16 protein-coding genes are annotated in these 18,004 nt (G+C 45.2%); 12 read left to right on the top strand and 4 right to left on the bottom strand.

Annotated elements, in window-relative coordinates:
- The first annotated feature begins 128 nt into the window (after positions 1-128).
- From ACWQXP_RS01320 to ACWQXP_RS01335, 4 genes are all read left to right on the top strand, one after another.
- Complete coding sequence (locus tag ACWQXP_RS01320) at positions 129-434, top strand: HigA family addiction module antitoxin (RefSeq protein WP_454061027.1); 306 nt, start codon at positions 129-131, stop codon at positions 432-434.
- 252 nt (positions 435-686) lie between these two features.
- On the top strand, positions 687-1,754 hold the full coding sequence (locus ACWQXP_RS01325; protein ID WP_454061028.1) for a DUF481 domain-containing protein: 1,068 nt from the start codon (positions 687-689) through the stop codon (positions 1,752-1,754).
- A gap of 138 nt (positions 1,755-1,892) precedes the next feature.
- Positions 1,893-2,798, top strand: a complete 906-nt coding sequence (locus tag ACWQXP_RS01330; protein WP_454061029.1) for a hypothetical protein — start codon at positions 1,893-1,895, stop codon at positions 2,796-2,798.
- Between the two features lie 93 nt (positions 2,799-2,891).
- Complete coding sequence (locus ACWQXP_RS01335; RefSeq protein WP_454061030.1) at positions 2,892-3,713, top strand: hypothetical protein; 822 nt, start codon at positions 2,892-2,894, stop codon at positions 3,711-3,713.
- A gap of 186 nt (positions 3,714-3,899) precedes the next feature.
- Here the strand turns inward: ACWQXP_RS01335 and ACWQXP_RS01340 are convergent, their stop codons facing one another.
- The gene (locus ACWQXP_RS01340; RefSeq protein WP_454061031.1) at positions 3,900-4,226 is read right to left on the bottom strand and encodes a PepSY domain-containing protein; all 327 of its coding nucleotides are present in this window, start codon (positions 4,224-4,226) and stop codon (positions 3,900-3,902) included.
- Positions 4,227-4,374: 148 nt separating this feature from the next.
- Here ACWQXP_RS01340 and ACWQXP_RS01345 point away from each other — a divergent pair, with 148 nt between their 5' ends.
- From ACWQXP_RS01345 to ACWQXP_RS01360, 4 genes are read left to right on the top strand one after another with little or no spacing between them, the layout of a single operon-like run.
- Positions 4,375-4,758: a PepSY domain-containing protein gene (locus ACWQXP_RS01345; protein WP_454061032.1), complete on the top strand. Its 384-nt coding sequence runs from the start codon at positions 4,375-4,377 to the stop codon at positions 4,756-4,758.
- A gap of 15 nt (positions 4,759-4,773) precedes the next feature.
- A complete protein-coding gene (locus ACWQXP_RS01350; RefSeq protein WP_454061033.1) occupies positions 4,774-5,445 on the top strand; it encodes a response regulator transcription factor in 672 nt (223 codons plus the stop codon).
- Positions 5,432-6,094, top strand: a complete 663-nt coding sequence (locus tag ACWQXP_RS01355; RefSeq protein WP_454061034.1) for a hypothetical protein — start codon at positions 5,432-5,434, stop codon at positions 6,092-6,094. The genes ACWQXP_RS01350 and ACWQXP_RS01355 overlap by 14 nt, the downstream gene beginning before the upstream one ends.
- Positions 6,095-6,097: 3 nt before the next feature.
- On the top strand, positions 6,098-6,790 hold the full coding sequence (locus tag ACWQXP_RS01360; RefSeq protein ID WP_454061035.1) for an ATP-binding protein: 693 nt from the start codon (positions 6,098-6,100) through the stop codon (positions 6,788-6,790).
- A 62-nt stretch (positions 6,791-6,852) separates the two neighbouring features.
- Here the strand turns inward: ACWQXP_RS01360 and ACWQXP_RS01365 are convergent, their stop codons facing one another.
- Complete coding sequence (locus tag ACWQXP_RS01365) at positions 6,853-7,230, bottom strand: NirD/YgiW/YdeI family stress tolerance protein (RefSeq protein WP_454061036.1); 378 nt, start codon at positions 7,228-7,230, stop codon at positions 6,853-6,855.
- 921 nt (positions 7,231-8,151) lie between these two features.
- The gene (locus ACWQXP_RS01370; RefSeq protein ID WP_454061037.1) at positions 8,152-9,138 is read right to left on the bottom strand and encodes an acyl-CoA desaturase; all 987 of its coding nucleotides are present in this window, start codon (positions 9,136-9,138) and stop codon (positions 8,152-8,154) included.
- Positions 9,139-11,031: 1,893 nt separating this feature from the next.
- On the opposite strand from ACWQXP_RS01370, the gene ACWQXP_RS01375 reads away from it, so the two are divergent.
- Positions 11,032-12,666, top strand: coding sequence for a SulP family inorganic anion transporter (locus ACWQXP_RS01375; RefSeq protein ID WP_454061038.1), 1,635 nt, complete (start codon positions 11,032-11,034; stop codon positions 12,664-12,666).
- A 119-nt stretch (positions 12,667-12,785) separates the two neighbouring features.
- On the opposite strand, the gene ACWQXP_RS01380 is transcribed toward ACWQXP_RS01375, so the two are convergent.
- A complete protein-coding gene (locus tag ACWQXP_RS01380) occupies positions 12,786-13,133 on the bottom strand; it encodes a DUF2294 domain-containing protein (protein WP_454061039.1) in 348 nt (115 codons plus the stop codon).
- 473 nt (positions 13,134-13,606) lie between these two features.
- Here ACWQXP_RS01380 and ACWQXP_RS01385 point away from each other — a divergent pair, with 473 nt between their 5' ends.
- From ACWQXP_RS01385 to ACWQXP_RS01395, 3 genes are all read left to right on the top strand, one after another.
- A complete protein-coding gene (locus ACWQXP_RS01385; protein ID WP_454061040.1) occupies positions 13,607-16,660 on the top strand; it encodes a DUF2309 domain-containing protein in 3,054 nt (1,017 codons plus the stop codon).
- 586 nt (positions 16,661-17,246) lie between these two features.
- Positions 17,247-17,738, top strand: a complete 492-nt coding sequence (locus ACWQXP_RS01390; RefSeq protein ID WP_454061041.1) for a Na+/H+ antiporter subunit E — start codon at positions 17,247-17,249, stop codon at positions 17,736-17,738.
- Complete coding sequence (locus tag ACWQXP_RS01395) at positions 17,738-18,004, top strand: monovalent cation/H+ antiporter complex subunit F (RefSeq protein WP_454061042.1); 267 nt, start codon at positions 17,738-17,740, stop codon at positions 18,002-18,004. Before ACWQXP_RS01390 ends, ACWQXP_RS01395 begins: the two co-directional genes overlap by 1 nt.

Raw genomic sequence — 18,004 nt, forward strand, 5'->3', positions numbered from 1 at the left:
CAGTCCACCTGAGTTTGATTCCCAGGAAATACTTAAGGCATAGCATGGAGGTCTTCCAAATAAATTCAATATCACAACTTGCAATAGTACGGTTCTACAGTACATCTATAAATAGAGGATTTTCATCGATGAAGAAGACTGGTCCCAAAAGTGGCGCGAAACCGGTTCATCCGGGAGCGTTCATCAAGACGGAAGTGATTGATGAATTCGGCTTGAGTGTCACGAAAGCTGCTGATATTTTGGGCGTGCGTCGTGCCACCCTGTCAGACTTGTTCAATGAAAAATCCGCACTGTCTCCGGAGATGGCACTACGATTAGAAATGGCTTTTGATCTGAATATGGATACGTTGCTTAACATGCAAGCATGGTACGACGCCTCAGAAATGCGAAAGCAGGCAAAAAAAATGAATATTTCACCCTATGCTCAGACATAAACTTCCTTCATCGATGTCTGAGGACCATGAAATACAGCGTCCTTGAAAAAGTTGAGCTGCGAACTGCCTCGTCATTCAGTAACAAACACAGCTTCTGACTCAACGACAAGATGCTAAAGCATGCAATGCCCGAACATGAAAAGCGAAACCCAAAACACCTCTGCAAGCAAAGACGAACAGCCTATCAATGAATGATGCCGTTATAATCCTGACACCCAGGATATTTTCAAACTGTTGCATTACGTTTTTTTCATGCTGATGACAATATTGTCCAGAGCGATATGCTGGCTCTTGCCATGTTTCGCCATACTCCTCGGGTACCTGAACATCAGCTGGGCAGATGAAGTCCAATTTGTGAATGGCGACCGGATGACCGGGACCATTGTGAGGATGGAAGAAGGGGCACTGATTTTCAAAACCACCTATGGAGGTGAGTTTAGTCTTGATTGGAGTGTCATTGAAGGGCTGTCCTCAGCAAATCCATTAACCATCGAATTACTTGATGGCTCAAGGATTCGAGGAAGCGTCGTGACGTCAGACCCTGAAGAAGTCATCATGGTCGACCCAAAAGAGATCGTGACGCCGAAAGAAGAACCCCCCGTCAAGCTTCAAAAGATACCTTTGTCAATGATTGCGTCAATTAACCCTCTTCCCGTGTTTCGATATAGCGGGAATACCTCCCTAGGGGGAAACCGAACGGCAGGTAATTCCTCGACTCAAGCCGTCAATGCGTCTTTAGACTGGACCTTTCGCTTCCGTAAAGCCCATCGTGCAGGTTTTGGAGGACAATATAACTACGGCGAGGCTAATGAGATTGTCACAGCGAGAAATTCCAGAGGAAGATTCAATTACGATTACTTTGTCTCAGAAAAAGTCTTTTTGAATTTTGACGAATTGTTCGAACAAGACTCCTTTCAAGATTTAACCGTCAGAAGCTCTACCACTGTCGGCTTGGGGTACCAAGTGTTCGATGAGGAAGAGCATTCATTGTCTGCCGTCGTCGGACCAGGGTATGTGTTGCAAGATTTCAGATCAAGGAAAACCATCCAAAATCCGACTGCACTGTGGGCGGTCGACTGGAAATACTGGCTCATCTCAAATGGAGTAGAAGTATTTTTGAATCATCAAGGCTTTCAAGACTTTGGAAAGCAAAGCACAGCCGTTCGTATCAACTCTCAACAGGGATTACGGATTAAACTGAATCAATATATGTATGTCACGTTTGAATATGATATTCGATTCAACAGTCAACCCTTGTTTGGCAACAAAAAACTTGATGAGGCGTTAATTTTTGGGATTGGGCTGGATGTTGGAAATTAGGAAAACCCATGTGCGCGTCGTGTAAAATAGAAATATGATATTTCGAGAAACAATAGAATTAAATAGGACCTCCAACATCATGGCCATACAGAAAGTCCAAAGCAGGAAAACGGCACCCCCAAAGACCGGAACCGTTCAATGAAACGATTAATTTGCCATGCCTATGGTTTTGTGCTCTGCTTTCTAATCGTGATATTGCCCCTATCTATCAGTGCAGCCACGGACACAGAAGAAGAGCCACGGCTGCCGCTGGCCATGAAGGTCTTGTTAAAGAAACCCAGTCCGCAGCACTACGTTATCCACATTCATTTGACCAACATCAGTCAAGAACCGGTTATGGTCGATGTCCATGATTTGCCATGGAATCCGCCAAATGACTCGAAGTGGCTCAAGGCTCTTCGTCTAGATACCCACAAGACTCCCATTAATCAGCGTTCTGTCCTGTGGGATATCGGTTCACAGGAAGTTCGGCTTCTTCCAGGAGAGTCGATCCAGGACAAAGTCACGTTAAACCCTCGAATGCCGACTCTGCTGCCAGATATCGCACAATTCGGGATACAGCTGCATTGGGACTGCCCTCCATCATCTTTAAAGTTCATCTGTCAAACAGATGCGCTCAATGCCATTACGATTCCTAAAGGCGACCCCGGACAACCACAAGACATTCCAATTAACCACCAGGCATGTCGTGCACGTGAACACGCCATCGGCCTAATCCGCATCCCGCAAGATCATGATGTGCTCTTCCTTCAAACCACCGAACCAGTGGTGGAAAATTTACAACACGTTCAAGCCCTCCTCTATCAGGTCGATGACTATGTCCAACAATGTCAACCAAATTGGACAAACAGTTGGTCGGTAAGTTTTTTTACCGACGAGAAATATGCAGGCTTTCTCAATGACTCAAAGAATGAACCCTATTACGAACAGGGTCTCTGGCAACAAGCCAACATTGGACAATATTCCAGTCAGATTCGAACCTTATATCGATTCCCATGGAATAAAAAAAAATCGGACACTGTCTACCTTTCAGTGTATCGTTAACTCATAAATGTCCATATCGAAAATAGACGCCCAATATTGACGTACCGCTATTGCAGCAAGAAGGACAACACCAAATTCATATGGGAGCACAATATGGGCAACGAGAACCTCTTACAATCGCTTGGGCATGTCAGTCGCTCCGCTACCGACTTATGGGTTGATGGCCACGCAAAAGATCTGGCAACACTTGAAGAGTTTACCCATCTTGAATCCTTATCTCTCTACCGGTTAGCGAAAACGAACATCCCAGTCCTCTCAAACCTTACCTTGCCAAAATTAACCTCGTTTGGACTTCGGCTCGCTCCGATTTCTGATGTTCGCCCATTTCATCAATTTAAATCGCTTAAGGATCTCACGATTTGGCAATGTCCAAAACTCCAGTCACTTGAGGGTATTGAAGACTTGCTCAAAATTACATCGCTCTACTTATCTGATCTGGGCTCACCGCTATCGCTAGAATCCATCAAACATATACCCAAGCTTGAAAAACTGTTTATTAGTGGTAGTGTCAACGCCGCACAGACAGTGCCTTCGTTACAGCCAATTGGGAACATTGGAAAAAGACTTTTCACACTAGAACTTCACGGCACCAAGGCCGTCGACAAAAAGCTTCAGCCACTAACACAACTGCCAGAACCTGAATCATTTACCCTGACACCCTGGCTATTTCCACTCGAAGAAATCGCTCTGCTGGCAGCGGCCTTCCCCAAATGGCAGAAATCTTTAATGACCCTACTTGTCGATCATTATAAAAAGTGTGGAACGTGTGGAGGTAAACTGAGACAGACCTTTGCCTATCGTTCTCGAGCAAAGTGCCCAACGTGTGATAGCTCAAGTTTTGAAAAATTTGAGAACGATTTTTTAGCGCTTGTTCAGGAAAAGAAAAATTCGAAGCAGCTAGATATTTCTAGATAAACGCGGCCCTAGAATCTACCGGCGATGCTTGACATGATTTCGCAGATAGACAACAGTTCATGAAACTTCCATAACAGTTTCTCAAATGATCTTAAGAAGTGAATGATCAGACTCATTCACCTGATTCGCTTTCATCATTCTCCCTAACCTTCCATAAGCAGGACAACTACACCTTTGAGAAACCCCTTAGGCCTCTCTTAGACAAACGACCTCTTGTGAAACCTTGCCAATGCTTTTAGACATACCTGCAATTTCATCCTCTCGTCGTTTTCGTTCCTCTCGATTTTGATTTTTGCAACTTCCACTTCGTATGATCCAAGAGAAGACTTTTCGAGTTTTGGGACTCACCTTTAACTCAACTCGTTCCCCTTGCAAGTCAAACGCATTGACTGAATACCATTGGTCTTCACATTCAATGGCATAGACTCGATAATGGTGACGGTGAAGATCCTCCACGATATCGCCCGGAGAATACCATTGTTCTCTACCCCATTGATGGAAGTCGTTTCTCATATTGCCTCCTTGGATGAAAAGAGTGCTGGCCATATGAACACCATACTCCACAGATCCTAATATCACGCTGAAAGAACCTTTAAGCTTGGCGTAAGGTTCTCTCTGATAAGGTCAATAACATCATGAAACCTTATCTAAAGGGGACAACATGAGAACCGAGCAACACAATCCCGGCACACAACCGAACAGATCATTTCTGACATGGGCGATAGCCTTAACTCTCATGACGTGGGCTATCGTCTTAACCGTCGGAGTCGGATGGTCTGTTCTTCCCGCTCATGCAGAAGACGACTTATTACCCTATGATCAAATAAAGACAGAGCTTGCTCCGATTCAACAACTCTTCACTCGAATCAATCAAGAATTCGAAGGCATCATTCTTGAGATTGAATTAGAAGAGGAAGATGCAAGTTGGATTTATGAGGTCAAGCTCCTCACTCCTCGAGGTAACGTACTCGAAGTGGAATATGATGCCAAAAGCTTGGACCTTCTCAATGTCAACGGTCGACGCGATAGTCTAAATCCTTACTGAAAGAGGTCTTCTGACATGAGAGTGCTTGTCGTCGAAGACGATCATCAAGTCGCAAGACAGTTGGCAAAAGCCTTGAGTAAGATGGCTTATGCCGTGGACATTGCCCATAACGGAGAGGATGGTGAGTATTTTGGCCAGAGTGAATCCTACGATGCCGTTATTCTGGATCTTGGTCTTCCCAAAAAGGAAGGGTTATCCATTTTACAACACTGGCGGCAAGAAGGACGGATGATGCCCGTTCTTGTCTTGACCGCACGCGATACATGGCGAGAAAAAGTCACCGGCCTCAGAGCAGGAGCGGATGACTATCTCACGAAACCCTTCGAGATGGAAGAAGTGGTCGCGAGAGTCGAGGCCTTAATTAGGCGAGCAACAGGACAGGTCAATCCGATTATTACCTGGGGTCCGCTCAGATTGGATACCAGCAGTCAGCAGGTAACCCTTGATAATATTCCTCTTGAGTTGACGGCATTAGAGTTCCGGACGTTATCCTATTTCCTTCACCATCCAAGTGCCATCATCTCTAAAACACGATTAACTGAACATATTTACAATCAAGACTTTGACCTCGACTCCAATGTGATTGAAGTTCTCATCAATCGATTACGAAAGAAGCTCGGACAGTCATTTATCATCACTCACCGCGGGAAAGGGTATCAGCTCTCAACATTCAATGAACACGCATAATACCCTCACTCTTCGTCTCCTGCTCACCTCAAGCATTTGGGTGATTTTAACCCTTGTCGCCACCGATCTCCTCTTAGTCCACTTATTCAGATCACATCTCGAACAGCGTTTTGATGCGTTTCTGTTTGATCAACTGCAAGGGAATATTGCCGCCACCGAAATATCGCCACACGACGGGAGCTTACAAATGACATGGAGCCCCTCCAATCTTCGTTTTCATAGCCCGCTCTCAGGATGGTATTGGCAAATTCTTAAAAATGAAAAACTCCTAGCCAAGTCTCGCTCCCTCTGGAATCACCGCATGATCACCAACGACCCAGCTATTGGAAGCGGCTTACAGCATCAGAACATCGTCGGCCCCGCTGGAGGACAATTACGCGCATTAAGCGAGAAGGTGACTCTTCCGGACTCCAATGCGTACTTTACTTTTGTTGTGGCAGGTCCGCTTTCGAATATTGATCAGGACGTGCAGCAATTTTCCAAAATGTTAATGATTACGCTGACCGTTTTGGGCGTAGGCTTACTTGGTGCAGTTTTCCTTCAGATTCGATTTGGACTACGGCCATTACGACAATTGAAAATTGCCCTAACGGAAACCCGAGCAGGTCGAGCCGCTCGTCTACCGGAGAGTTTCCCAATCGAAATCTAACCTGTGGTTTCGGAATTGAATGCCCTGCTTGATCACAATACCGCGCTTCTGAAGCGAGCACGGACACAGACAGCCAATCTGGCCCACGCTCTGAAGAACCCGTTGACGGTCCTCAAAAATGAAGCACGAGAAATTCAGGGCGAAAGAAGACAAATCCTCCAAGACCAAATCAAAGGCATGACAGACTCCGTCAATCGGTATCTCTCGAAAGCCAGAACTGCCGGCGCTGGCGGTTTGTTACGAACTCGCATCCAGGTGGCACCGTTAGCCGAAGACCTACGTTTTTCTATGGACCATCTCTATAAAGAAAAAAATTTACATATCAACTTAAGCGGATTAGAAGATTGTTATTTTCAAGGAGATCGACATGATTTAGAGGAAATGCTGGGCAATTTACTGGACAATGCCTGTAAATGGGCTCAAAGGCGAGTTGAAGTCCATGGGGAACGGAACAATGGCTGCTGGCGCTTGATCGTAGAAGATGATGGCACTGGTATCTCCGAAGAACAATTGACGTTGGCACTACAGCGAGGACGACGGCTTGACGAAACGACCCCGGGTCATGGATTAGGCCTCAACATTGTGCATGAGATTGTTGTCTTATACGGCGGGGCATTGAACTTACATCACTCTCCTCTTGGCGGTGTGAGAGCCAGCCTTGAATGGCCGGCTGTTGATTATAGCGAATCCAATTAACTTCATGTCCTCCACCATATTGATGAAGGACATGAAATCTTGATGGCCTCACCCCAACAATACTATTGAGATTGACTGAGGCTTTGACTTGAAGAACTAACCAACTCGACTGTTTCCACCTCCATTTCGGTCGTCGACCAATCTTTGTCAATTTCTCCTGATATACGGACAATTGTTTCCGGATTGACACTCACATTTCGCCACTTGTCGTGATCAATTTCAACAACCATGGTTCCGGTGGAATCTTGAAATAGATATCGCTCGGCAGATACTTGTCGAAGAATTGTACCAGTCAATGAAATCCAAGAATCATCAATCGCTTCTTGAACGGCAGACACCGTGCGAATATCCGCACTCCCTGCTCCCTGAAATTGCGCCGAAACCGTGAGCGCACTCGACACGATAAATCCAACGATTATCAACATCAGACGTGTATTCATGAGTCTTCTCCTTAATTGAGTGATAGGTGAAAGGGGATGCTTGGTAGCCCAGCTGATGACGACGTTTATTCAACGCCGGGCATGCGTTCTCCTACTGACTGGCAACGATTCGATAAGGTCACCTTTTTTGCAAATATCGAATCATTGCCCTACTACATGTCAGGAGTATTAAGTCGTGGAATCGCTTGAATGATTCATGAAACCTCCTTTGTGGTTAAGGGTAAAGATGATTCTTGAGGAATCATACTTTTTGCACCCTGAGACCACGCTGAAAACGCATTTCAGCCTGCATTAAGGTTGCCCGTTCGACGGTTCGAGTTCAGGTCAGCGTGGAGGAGATGGCTTAATGAGAGAAGATAGGAAAAAAGTAAGGCACGTTTTTGAGGGAAAATTGTAAACAATAGAAATAATTGGAATGAAATACTCAGATTAACTATTCACTCATTCATTTGGTTTTCGGCCATTTCCTATCCCTATGACGAGGATCCAGAATATTAACTATACAACAGCACGAGAAGGACTCACGAACGTAGAAACAGTGAGATCAGCCCACACAGCCTCTGCAACACCGGAAGTCACAGAAAAATATTGCACATAAAGCTTGTTGGATTTCAGAGGTGCACGACACCTCCTGGGTAGTTAGGCTAACCCTGGGAGGCAGAGCGTGAAGGTGTAAAGGATAAAAAAAGAGAATCAAAAAGAGCGACAATGAGCAGTTTTGAAATAGGAAAGAGATTCGAGCCTACATTACAATCTTAGCTCACATAAAAAGGCTTGCACCCAAGCCTATCTCCATTTTGACAAGTGCCTGTCACAATGAAACATCAAAAATGTAATGTTGATGGTGAAAACTGCCTTAAAAATGACCACGCCCCTTATTAGACGGAAGCGAGCAGCAGAGCTAAAGGCACAGGAGAAAGCTTATACCGCAATCTTCTTGGTATCGGCTTCCTCACTTATCGAATTTCGACTCTGCTGATTCAACACCCAAGCCGGGACTGGCCGTACATCCCAGATTAACCCGCATTTTTCAAGACCGAGAAGAAGATAATACGTGATATCAATTTCCCACCATCGAAACCCTTGCCTGGCGGAACTCGCATACCAATGATGATTGTTATGCCATCCTTCACCCATCGTGATAATCGCAAGAATGGGGTTATTCCGACTATTGTCGGTCGTGGGATAACGTCGAGTCCCAAAACGATGAGACAGCGAGTTGATTGTGAAGGTACCGTGATATAAAGCGAGCGTGGAAATGACAAACCCCCAGACCAACATCTGCCACCCATTGGTCCCAAGAGCAGGAGCAACGTAACTTAACCATTCACCAAAGAAAAACATACTCACTGCCAACATAAAGGGCACTAGTACATCAAAGCGATCTAAGAAGCGTAATTCTGGGAACCGAGCAAAATCTTTGATTCGCTGGTGCTGCGCAGAAAGCTGCTGATACGATAAAAACCAGCCAAGATGACTCCACCAAATGCCATGCTGAACAGGGGAGTGAACATCAGAAGGCTGGTCGGAACGAGCATGATGAATGCGATGATTGGATGCCCACCACAATGGCCCTCGTTGAGCAGCACTGGCTCCCACGATAGCAAAGACAAATTGCATAAACCGTGACGTCCGATAGGCTCGATGCGAAAAGTAACGATGATAAAACCCTGTAATCGCAAACATCCGAATGCCATAGAACAATACAGCCATCGTGACGGCCACCGGACTCCATCCAACCCAAAATACCGTTAGAACAGAAACATGCAGCGCAATGAACGGCAGCGAACGCATAAAGTCCATGGCACGACTGTCTTGATGAGAACCAACTCCTGCTTCGAATTGGGTATCAAACCAACCTCTCGAAGTTTTCCAAAGCTTCTTTACGATTTCTCGTATTTCAGACATTCTGATATGGATCCTTTCTGAGTCTTGGGAATCTTGAGTCCTCAGGAGAGAACAATCCAAGGAAATTTGCTCGGTTCTTTTCCAAAATAATTCTGGTCGTCAAACATCCTTAGATTGTATTGGGGGGATTGAAAAACCATCTAGGATATACCAGATGGGTACCATCATGCAATAAAAAAGACTAAAAAAATTATTTCAACGTTTCTCTCTTGGTGTTCACAAAGTGACCATTCTTTTTTTCTTCGATATTTTCAGTTGAAAATATTTTTAAAAACAAGAAATTCCAATAACAAAAATACCAAAATAGAGAAGATAACCCACCGGCCAAACTAAAACTGGATAATCACACAATAAAAACGTTGAGGATCTTTTGGGAATGACCGTAGACACTATAGCGAATCCAATTAATCTCCAGTTTATGAGAATAAGGAAGGCCAGGCAACGGTTGTTGCATACCCCTTGCAGACGTTGAGAGTGGTTGCTAATTGTGAGATCTGTTTACCTCTGGAAGATTGTTAATTATAGATCGCCTAGCAGCGTAATGCTACGCCTCAAACATCGAAAGGTTATACCCGCTTGGATTATAGCGAATACAAATACGCTCCAGCTCAACCATGAGGACTTTCAACGCGATACCCAATGTGTCAAGAATACGAAAAATCATTGAATCGGCTATAACTGACAATGATTGACGTTTTATCTCACGTATTGGATCTCAACATTGTACAAGTTGGCGCTTTATCGTTTCGGTATAACTGAAACGGCTATAGCCAAGAATATTCACATTTCCTTAGCAGCTTGGAAAGAAAATACAAGTCAAACTCAGAGGGAACACTTAACCGGTGACACAAGCATTCAAAAAATCTGTATACCTCAAACAACTAAATCTGCATACACATTAAAAGAACCCAGAAACTAATTGGATCACCGCCTCAATCCTTCAATTAGGGCTCAACCCATCGTCTACCCCGTAGTCTAACCGATCACACCACTAAACCAAGCATTATTATGGTGCGATTTCGCACCATGCGATCAGTGCGGAATTGCACTTCAAGCTCTAGCACACAGAAACTTTATTTCATTTAATTTAAATAAAGTTAATTTATTCAATTACTTACAAAATAAATTTCCCATAGAACTAATTGGATCAATTTTTGCTTATTTTAGGTAAATAACGTATCTAATTAACATTGAGAGCTAATATTTAGACTAAGCGAGAGGCATAACATGGAACCATTATTAGATTTAGCTGTTATTGGGATTGTTGCAGTTCTTGTGATGTTTAATATTTACGGCTAAGGCAGTTAGTTACGACCAAGAAGGCGATATCCCCTAGTAAAACTTGCATATTTTTTCGCTCATTCGAAGCGAAAAAACTCACTCTTCCACCTATACACTCATCCAACACTTTGGTATAACTTAATAGTGCTTGGCGTTGCCTGGAATTCAATTGCCGCTGGAGTTTTCAGTCATGAGGACAATATTAGGAACTGCATTATCTCCTAGATTAATGTACCTATATTTTGTTCGGGTAGAATGATCCACCTAAGCCAAGTGCCCCATACACACCAGTCTTATGTTCAAGTGATTTCCACCATGAACCTGACTGGTTTTTTTTTGCCAAATTTCATGATAGATGCTGTTCATGATCCCCACACTATTCAATTAAGTTTTGACGATTTGACCTCCGAGAACATGACTGATAATGGAACGTTGAATGGCCACATTGCGCCAGATTTTCTCAGTAAACGGTGCCAAGAAAGTGAAGCTAACGCAAATCACACACAGCTTTAGCAAGCATGGCACATTGCTAAAGAGCGCCAAAGATCCGTCAATCCAAGACCATTGCTCTGATCGGAAGTTGTCAGACTATCACAACAAGAATTGAGGATAATGTTAGAAGCAACTATGGTTCCCAGAGGTATACTTTCTGAGCTCCCGAAAAATTGGAAAGCTGACCTCATTTCAGGCTTTCTAGTCTTCCTCATTGCCCTCCCCCTATGCCTGGGAATCGCGTTGGCATGTGGTTACCCCGCTATCGCCGGAATCTTTACCGCCATCGTCGGCGGAACAATTGCGACATTCTTTAGTAACTCCGAACTGACAATCAAGGGACCCGCGGCTGGACTCATCGTCATCGCGATTGGATGCGTCACCGAATTTGGTTTTACCGGAGGAAAAGATCCAGCTATTGACTACCAAGCCTATAGACTTGCCTTAGGTGTCGGGGTTGCCGCTGGAATTTTTCAAATTTTCTTTGGGATGTTTCGCGCTGGAATTTTAGGCGAATTCTTTCCAGCTTCAGCAGTCCATGGCTTACTTGCCGCCATAGGCATCATCATCATGGCCAAGCAGTTTCCCATTGCCCTGGGTGTGAGCCCTGAGGGTAACCCGCTAGAGTTGATCTCAAAAATCCCTCAGTTTGTCATGGAAATGAATCCGCTCGTTGGGCTGATTGGACTCATCAGCCTCATCATCATGTTTAGTTACCTGTTCATCAAAAACCCCAAGATCAAAATTATTCCCGCTCCCATGATGGTCCTGCTCGTCACCGTCCCGCTTGCCATATATTTTGACTTTGGGCAGGAACGAACGTATTCGTTTAACGGCCAAGATTATCCTTTGGGCAAAAGCTTTCTCGTTGCTGTCCCGGAAAGTATGTTTAGCGCCATCACCTTTCCTGATTTTTCTGGGCTCACCACCACCACGGGGTGGAAGTATGTCCTCATGTTTGCGCTCATTGGAAGTATTGAATCCTTATTAAGCGCCAAGGCCATCGATGGCGTTGATCCATGGAAACGAAAAACCAACCATGATCAAGATATGTTAGCCGTCGGAGTCGGAAATACCATTGCGGCTTTCATTGGTGGCCTTCCGATGATCTCGGAAATCGTACGAAGCAAGGCCAATATTGACAACGGAGCTCGCACCCGGTTTTCGAACGCCTTCCATGGGTTGTTTCTGCTGTTCTTTGTAGCGCTACTACCCGGGCTCATCAATCAAATTCCCCTTGCCGCTCTTGGAGCCATGTTGGTCTTCACCGGATTTCGCCTGGCGTCCCCGCAAGAATTCCTCCACATGTATCATGTGGGCAAAGAGCAGTTCATCATTTTTGTGTCGACCGTCATCGGAGTCCTGGCCACGGATTTATTGATGGGTATTGCCATTGGCATCTTCGTCAATCTTATTCTGCATTTGAAAAACGGCGCACCCGCCACATCTCTCTTCAAACCTCAAATCAGCGTTGAACGAAATGAACAAAGCGGCGTGACCGTCAAGGTCAAAGACTCTGCTATTTTCAGTACGTGGATTGGTTTAAAGAAAACGCTGGATCAACTGGCAGCGGAACCGCGTATCACCTTGGATTTATCAGAGACGTACCTAGTCGATCATACTACAATGGCCAAACTCCATGAAATGGAGAAAGACTTTAAAGAACGGCAGTCCACCTTGTTCATTACGGGGCTCAACCAACATCAGCCCCTATCAAGTCATCCAGAAGCAGGACGGAAGAAGCCAAAGATATGAAAGGCTCTTAAAAAAATTACGCATTTTCCATCTGGTTTCACGTGTCAAACTTGATCGGAAATGAAAAAGAAGAACCAGCATGCCTTCATTTAGGAAAGCGAGCATTATTCTTCTAAATCTTAATCCAACGAAAATACAATGACTCGTTCTCCGATTTTCGTATCAATATCCGTGAATAAACCAGACACATTTCCCTCGGTGATTTCACTAACTTGGGAACAGAGCTTCTCACGACCCTGCGAAATAAGGTTTTGGCGTATAGCCTTCACCATCTCAATGCCATCAGAACTTTTCGCTAACTGGCGTTCTGCTTGGGTCAAAACGCCTTTCAAGCGAACTAATACGAGATCGGGTAAAATAAACGCCTTGACATCCATTGGGCCACGGCCCATAAACTCCTGCCCGAATTTGATCACGGCATTCCAGATCTCCGTTTCAGCTTCACCTTTTGTTCGTCCGTTTTTCATCAACACTGAAATCTTTTGCCCTACGTCATAAATGAGAATGCGATTAGATTATAAGAGACATCGCTCCTTATGAACAATGGAAGGCAGCCAAGCTATAGCCGTTTCAGGTATACCGAAACGATAAACCGCCAACTTGGACAATGTTGAGATCCAATACGTGAGATAAAACGTCAATCATGGTCAGTTATAGCCGATTCAATGATTTTTCGTATTCTTGACACATGGGATATCGCGTTGAAAGTCCTCATGGTTCAGCTGGAACGTATTTGGATTCGCTATAACCCAAGCGGGTATAACCTTTCGATGTTTGAGGCGTAGTATTACACTGTCTAGGCGACCTGTAATCATCAATTCAGGGGGACAACCACATGTCATCATTAGTGGTCTATTAAACCCAACCAGAGGTACGCAACAACCGTCGTCTAGGGCTCCCTTTCACATTTAACTGGAAGTTAATTGGATTCACTATAGATATGTTATCTGATTCCACGATAGACCATACACGCACGCTAACTCCGGAAGCACGTGAACATCTCCGTCAAAGCATACGCAACGCCAGTGAACCAATAGCTCCCTTTTGGCCGATGAGAACAATGGTCGCGCAAAACCCCATTCATGGACTGGAATATCTTCCATTTGATGAGGCCGTCAAAAAAGGACAAAAACTTCTAGACGGTCATGGGTACCTGGCAAATCAGGAATATCGTCAACTGTATCACCAGGGTCGCATCACACCTGCAAGTCTTGAACAGGCATTCACAAGAGTCGGGCCTCGACAAGATAAACAAGCGTCCGTCCACATTGGAAGTCGTCGGATCACCACCAAGGAGGTTTGGCGATTACATATGATATTCGGGTTTGAAGCATTAGAGCCCACCCTCCAAGAATGGGAATTCAACGGTGGCTCAGCCACCAAACAATTTCGACACGATCTCTCGGAAGAATCCAAAACACGAATCATCGAACGAACGATCAAGGAATGTGAGCAATGTCGAGAGTATCCTAAGGAAGCCTATCTCACGAATTTATGGAAAAGCACATTGTCGTCATTGGCACTGTACGACTCTCTTTCAGACCCTCATTTACTTCATGAGGCAAACCTTCACGCGTCAGAGAATCGGCCAACATCAGTCGACATTACCCTGCCGGATCATCGAACGATGGGTGATTGGGTCGATGACTTAACTGGAAGTCGCCTCGTCGAACACATCAACAACCAAATGATTAAGTGGGTAGCCACATTTGTTGATGAAGGCTTAGCGGCATGGGAAATGCCCCGACGACAAGAAGGATTTTATCAGGCTTGGCGTGAACTCGCACAACACGATCTTTCGGCAAAGTTTCTCGGGATTCACGAATTCAACAAAAAAATTTTCGATCTTCCAACAGACCCCGAAGAGGCACTTGTCTTTAATTTACACTGCCTTGGAATTCCACAAGAGCACTGGAGCAATTACCTCTCTCGCCATTTATCACAATTGCCTGGCTGGGCGAGATATGTACGTTGGCTGGGAGAAAATCCCGCCTATCACGCGCAACGAAAACATCCCATCGATACGACGCAGTATCTTGCGACACGCCTGTTCTACGAAGTGGAATTGACGCAGGTCGTGTGCCAGCAACAATGGGGAATTGACGGAACACTGCCAACCCTACATGCATACTGGCAAAACCACTCAGAGGACTATGACTTTCGACTGTCAAAAGGCGCTCATGTCATCGACCCCATACAACGTGCGACGTGCCATGATGCATGGCGTCTTTTTCACCTGTACCAATTTTTGGAATTATCGCCTAGTGAAGTGCACGATCTGTCAGCCTTCGAATCACGGGGATTGCTCGATTGGCTAGACGCCTTTCCCTCTGACCAGCATGGGCCAATATGGCTTGAAGCTTATGAAGACAGTTTTCGAGTCGAATTCATCCGAAAAATTTCAGCTCACCGAGGGACAGCGCCATCTCTAGAAACTCGTCCACACGCACAATTGGTATTTTGCATTGACGTACGATCGGAATCGTTCCGCCGTCATATTGAAGCTCAAGGTCCTTATGAGACATTCGGGTTTGCAGGATTTTTTGGCATACCAATTAGCCATCAAGCCTTTGATAGTGAGGAACGGGCAGCCCTGTGTCCCGTTTTACTCTCTCCGAATCATACTGTCACAGAAGTACCTCGATCAGAAAAACATGATTCATTACAAAAATACGCGTCTGGTTCTAGATGGCAGCAATTGGGACATCATCTTTTCCATGATCTTAAGCATAACCCTGTCGGGTCACTGATGCTCATTGATCTTTTAGGATTATTTTTCAGCATCGGCTTAGTTGGCAAAACACTCGTACAAAAACCGTTTCATGCTATCACCTCAGCCATTCAACGTTGGTTACGATCCCCAGTTCCCACGGAAATCGTCGTCTCTCACCCGGCAGAGTCTCAAAAGCCGTCTTTGGAAAAAATCAACATCGAAAATATTCCTTCTGGCCTGGCTCAAGGATTCACACTGGCAGAGCGAGCCACGTTTATCGAAAACGGTCTTCGTGCGATGGGGCTCACACAAAATTACGGTCGACTTGTCGTGCTCTGTGGACACGGAAGCGAAACTGACAATAATCCATATTTCGGCGCGTTGGATTGTGGCGCCTGCGGCGGCAATCCTGGAGATGCTAATGCCCGTGTCTTTGCCGCCATGGCAAACGAACCTGCCGTACGTCGTATCATTCAGGACAACGGATTACCCATTCCTGAGGACACCTGGTTCCTCCCTGGGAAGCATAATACGACAACGGACCGTGTCACGTTTTATGATCTTGAAGAACTACCCGTGAACCATGCCTCAGATTTACAAGAATTACACAAGGATCTCGAACAAGCTGGCATGAACCAAGCGCTAGAACGCTGTCATCGCATGCCCCTTGCTCCGACTGAGATTTCTCCCGAACAAGCGTTTACGCATGTCGATGGACGAAGTTTCGACTGGGCTAACCCTCGACCGGAATGGGGACTTGCCGGGAACGCCGTCTTTTTAATAGGACGCCGAACACTGACCAAAGGCCTTGATTTAGGCGGCCGAGTCTTTCTGCATTCCTATGATCCTCTGCCAGACAACGAAGGCGGCATACTTGAAAAAATCATGACCGCTCCATTGATTGTTGGTGAATGGATTAACACAGGCTATTACTTTTCCGGTGTAGACCCTTGGCACTATGGAAGTGGAAGCAAAGTGCTTCACAATGTAGTCTCAGGGGTGGGAGTCATGCTGGGAAGCCAGAGTGATTTACAAATGGGGTTTCCCTTGCAGACCGTAAACGATGGCGATACCCATTACCACGAACCCATGCGATTATTGTCCATCATTGAAGCATCCCCAAACACCATTGCTTCGATTATAGAAAAGCATTCCATTCTGCAGCAACTTTTCCACAACCAATGGATGAATCTTGTTGCCTTAGACCCTCATACGTTTAAATTTTACAGATATCATCCGGATAGCACATGGGAACTCATGGACGGCAACCACCAATCATGACCGTGTGCCGTTCATCTCATATCATCTGTTGGGCAAGGAATGAAACACGGGTATAAGACATAGAAAACTCTCATGATTGGTGCCCGTATCTTTGTCGAATGAAAACTGAGTTCATGGGAGCCACAATCAATTCACGCAGGAATATTCAGGACCGATAGGGTAACTGTCTCTTAATTGGTAGGTGGCGAAACAGTACAAGCCAATCTGAAGCTTTTCGAATATACACGTCGAGGGGTATCTGATTGGCTTTTTTATGGTAATTCATCGGTCAAAACAAAGGTTGGATGACACGAGGTCTCAATCGTGTAAACAGACAATGGACAGGATACAACCTGTGAGCAACGTCACTTCTGTCTAGAGAAATGAAAAGGCATACCTCGCGTTGCATATTGAGAACTAAGACTTGAAACACACAAACGTGCAATCGCAAAATCAAAGATGTCCAGTAATACAATCCTAACCAACACCACGAAAACATGTAGACGAACGCTGCATGTCCGCGAAAAGGGAAGGGGCTCTCTTCAATGGCATATAAGTGGATGGTGATGGTGAGACTATCGGATAGAGTTCTAGTGAAGGAGATCATATGAGACCCATATCCTCGCAATTCTTATTGCTCAAGACGACGGCACTGTTCGTGTTATGGCTCATGTTATCCGGCAGTTTTCATTGGATTCATCTCAGCCTAGGCGCTGCGGCGTCATTCACCGTTGCCTGGATTAATTCTGGACACTCACCCTTTGTGCCAAATTTTCGCATCTGGGGAAAGACCATCTTGTTTCTTCCCTGGCTATTTGTGCAAATCATCAAGAGCAGCCTCCATGTGACAAAACTTATCCTTAACCCCAACCTTCCCATTGCGCCTAAGCTCCTTCGCGTGAAAACGAACTTAAACAATCGAGCGGCTGTGGTTCTGTTAGGAAATTCTATTACTCTGACACCAGGAACGATCACAGCAGAAGTCGATGCATCAACGCTCATCGTTCATGCCCTGGATGACGTTTCGAGCGAGGATGTGAGAAGCGGTCGGTTAGAATCCAAAATTGCTTCGGTGTTTGAGGATGGAGGCAAGAGCTGATGAATGCCTTCTTTCTCTTTGTCTTAGTCACTCTTGCAATGTTAATCGTTGCGTATCTCTATCGTGTCCTTCAAGGACCGACGATTTTTGATCGCGTCTTGGGCCTCAATGGCATATCCACGAAAGCCATTATTTTACTTATTCTGATTGGGAGCGTGCATGAGCGAGTAGATATGTTCATCGATATCTCAACTGGCTATGCGCTCTTGAACCTCGTCGGGGCATTAGCAGTTGCCAAATATTTGGAACAAAAAGGACTTCCGTAA

Source organism: Candidatus Nitrospira salsa (genome assembly GCF_965152625.1).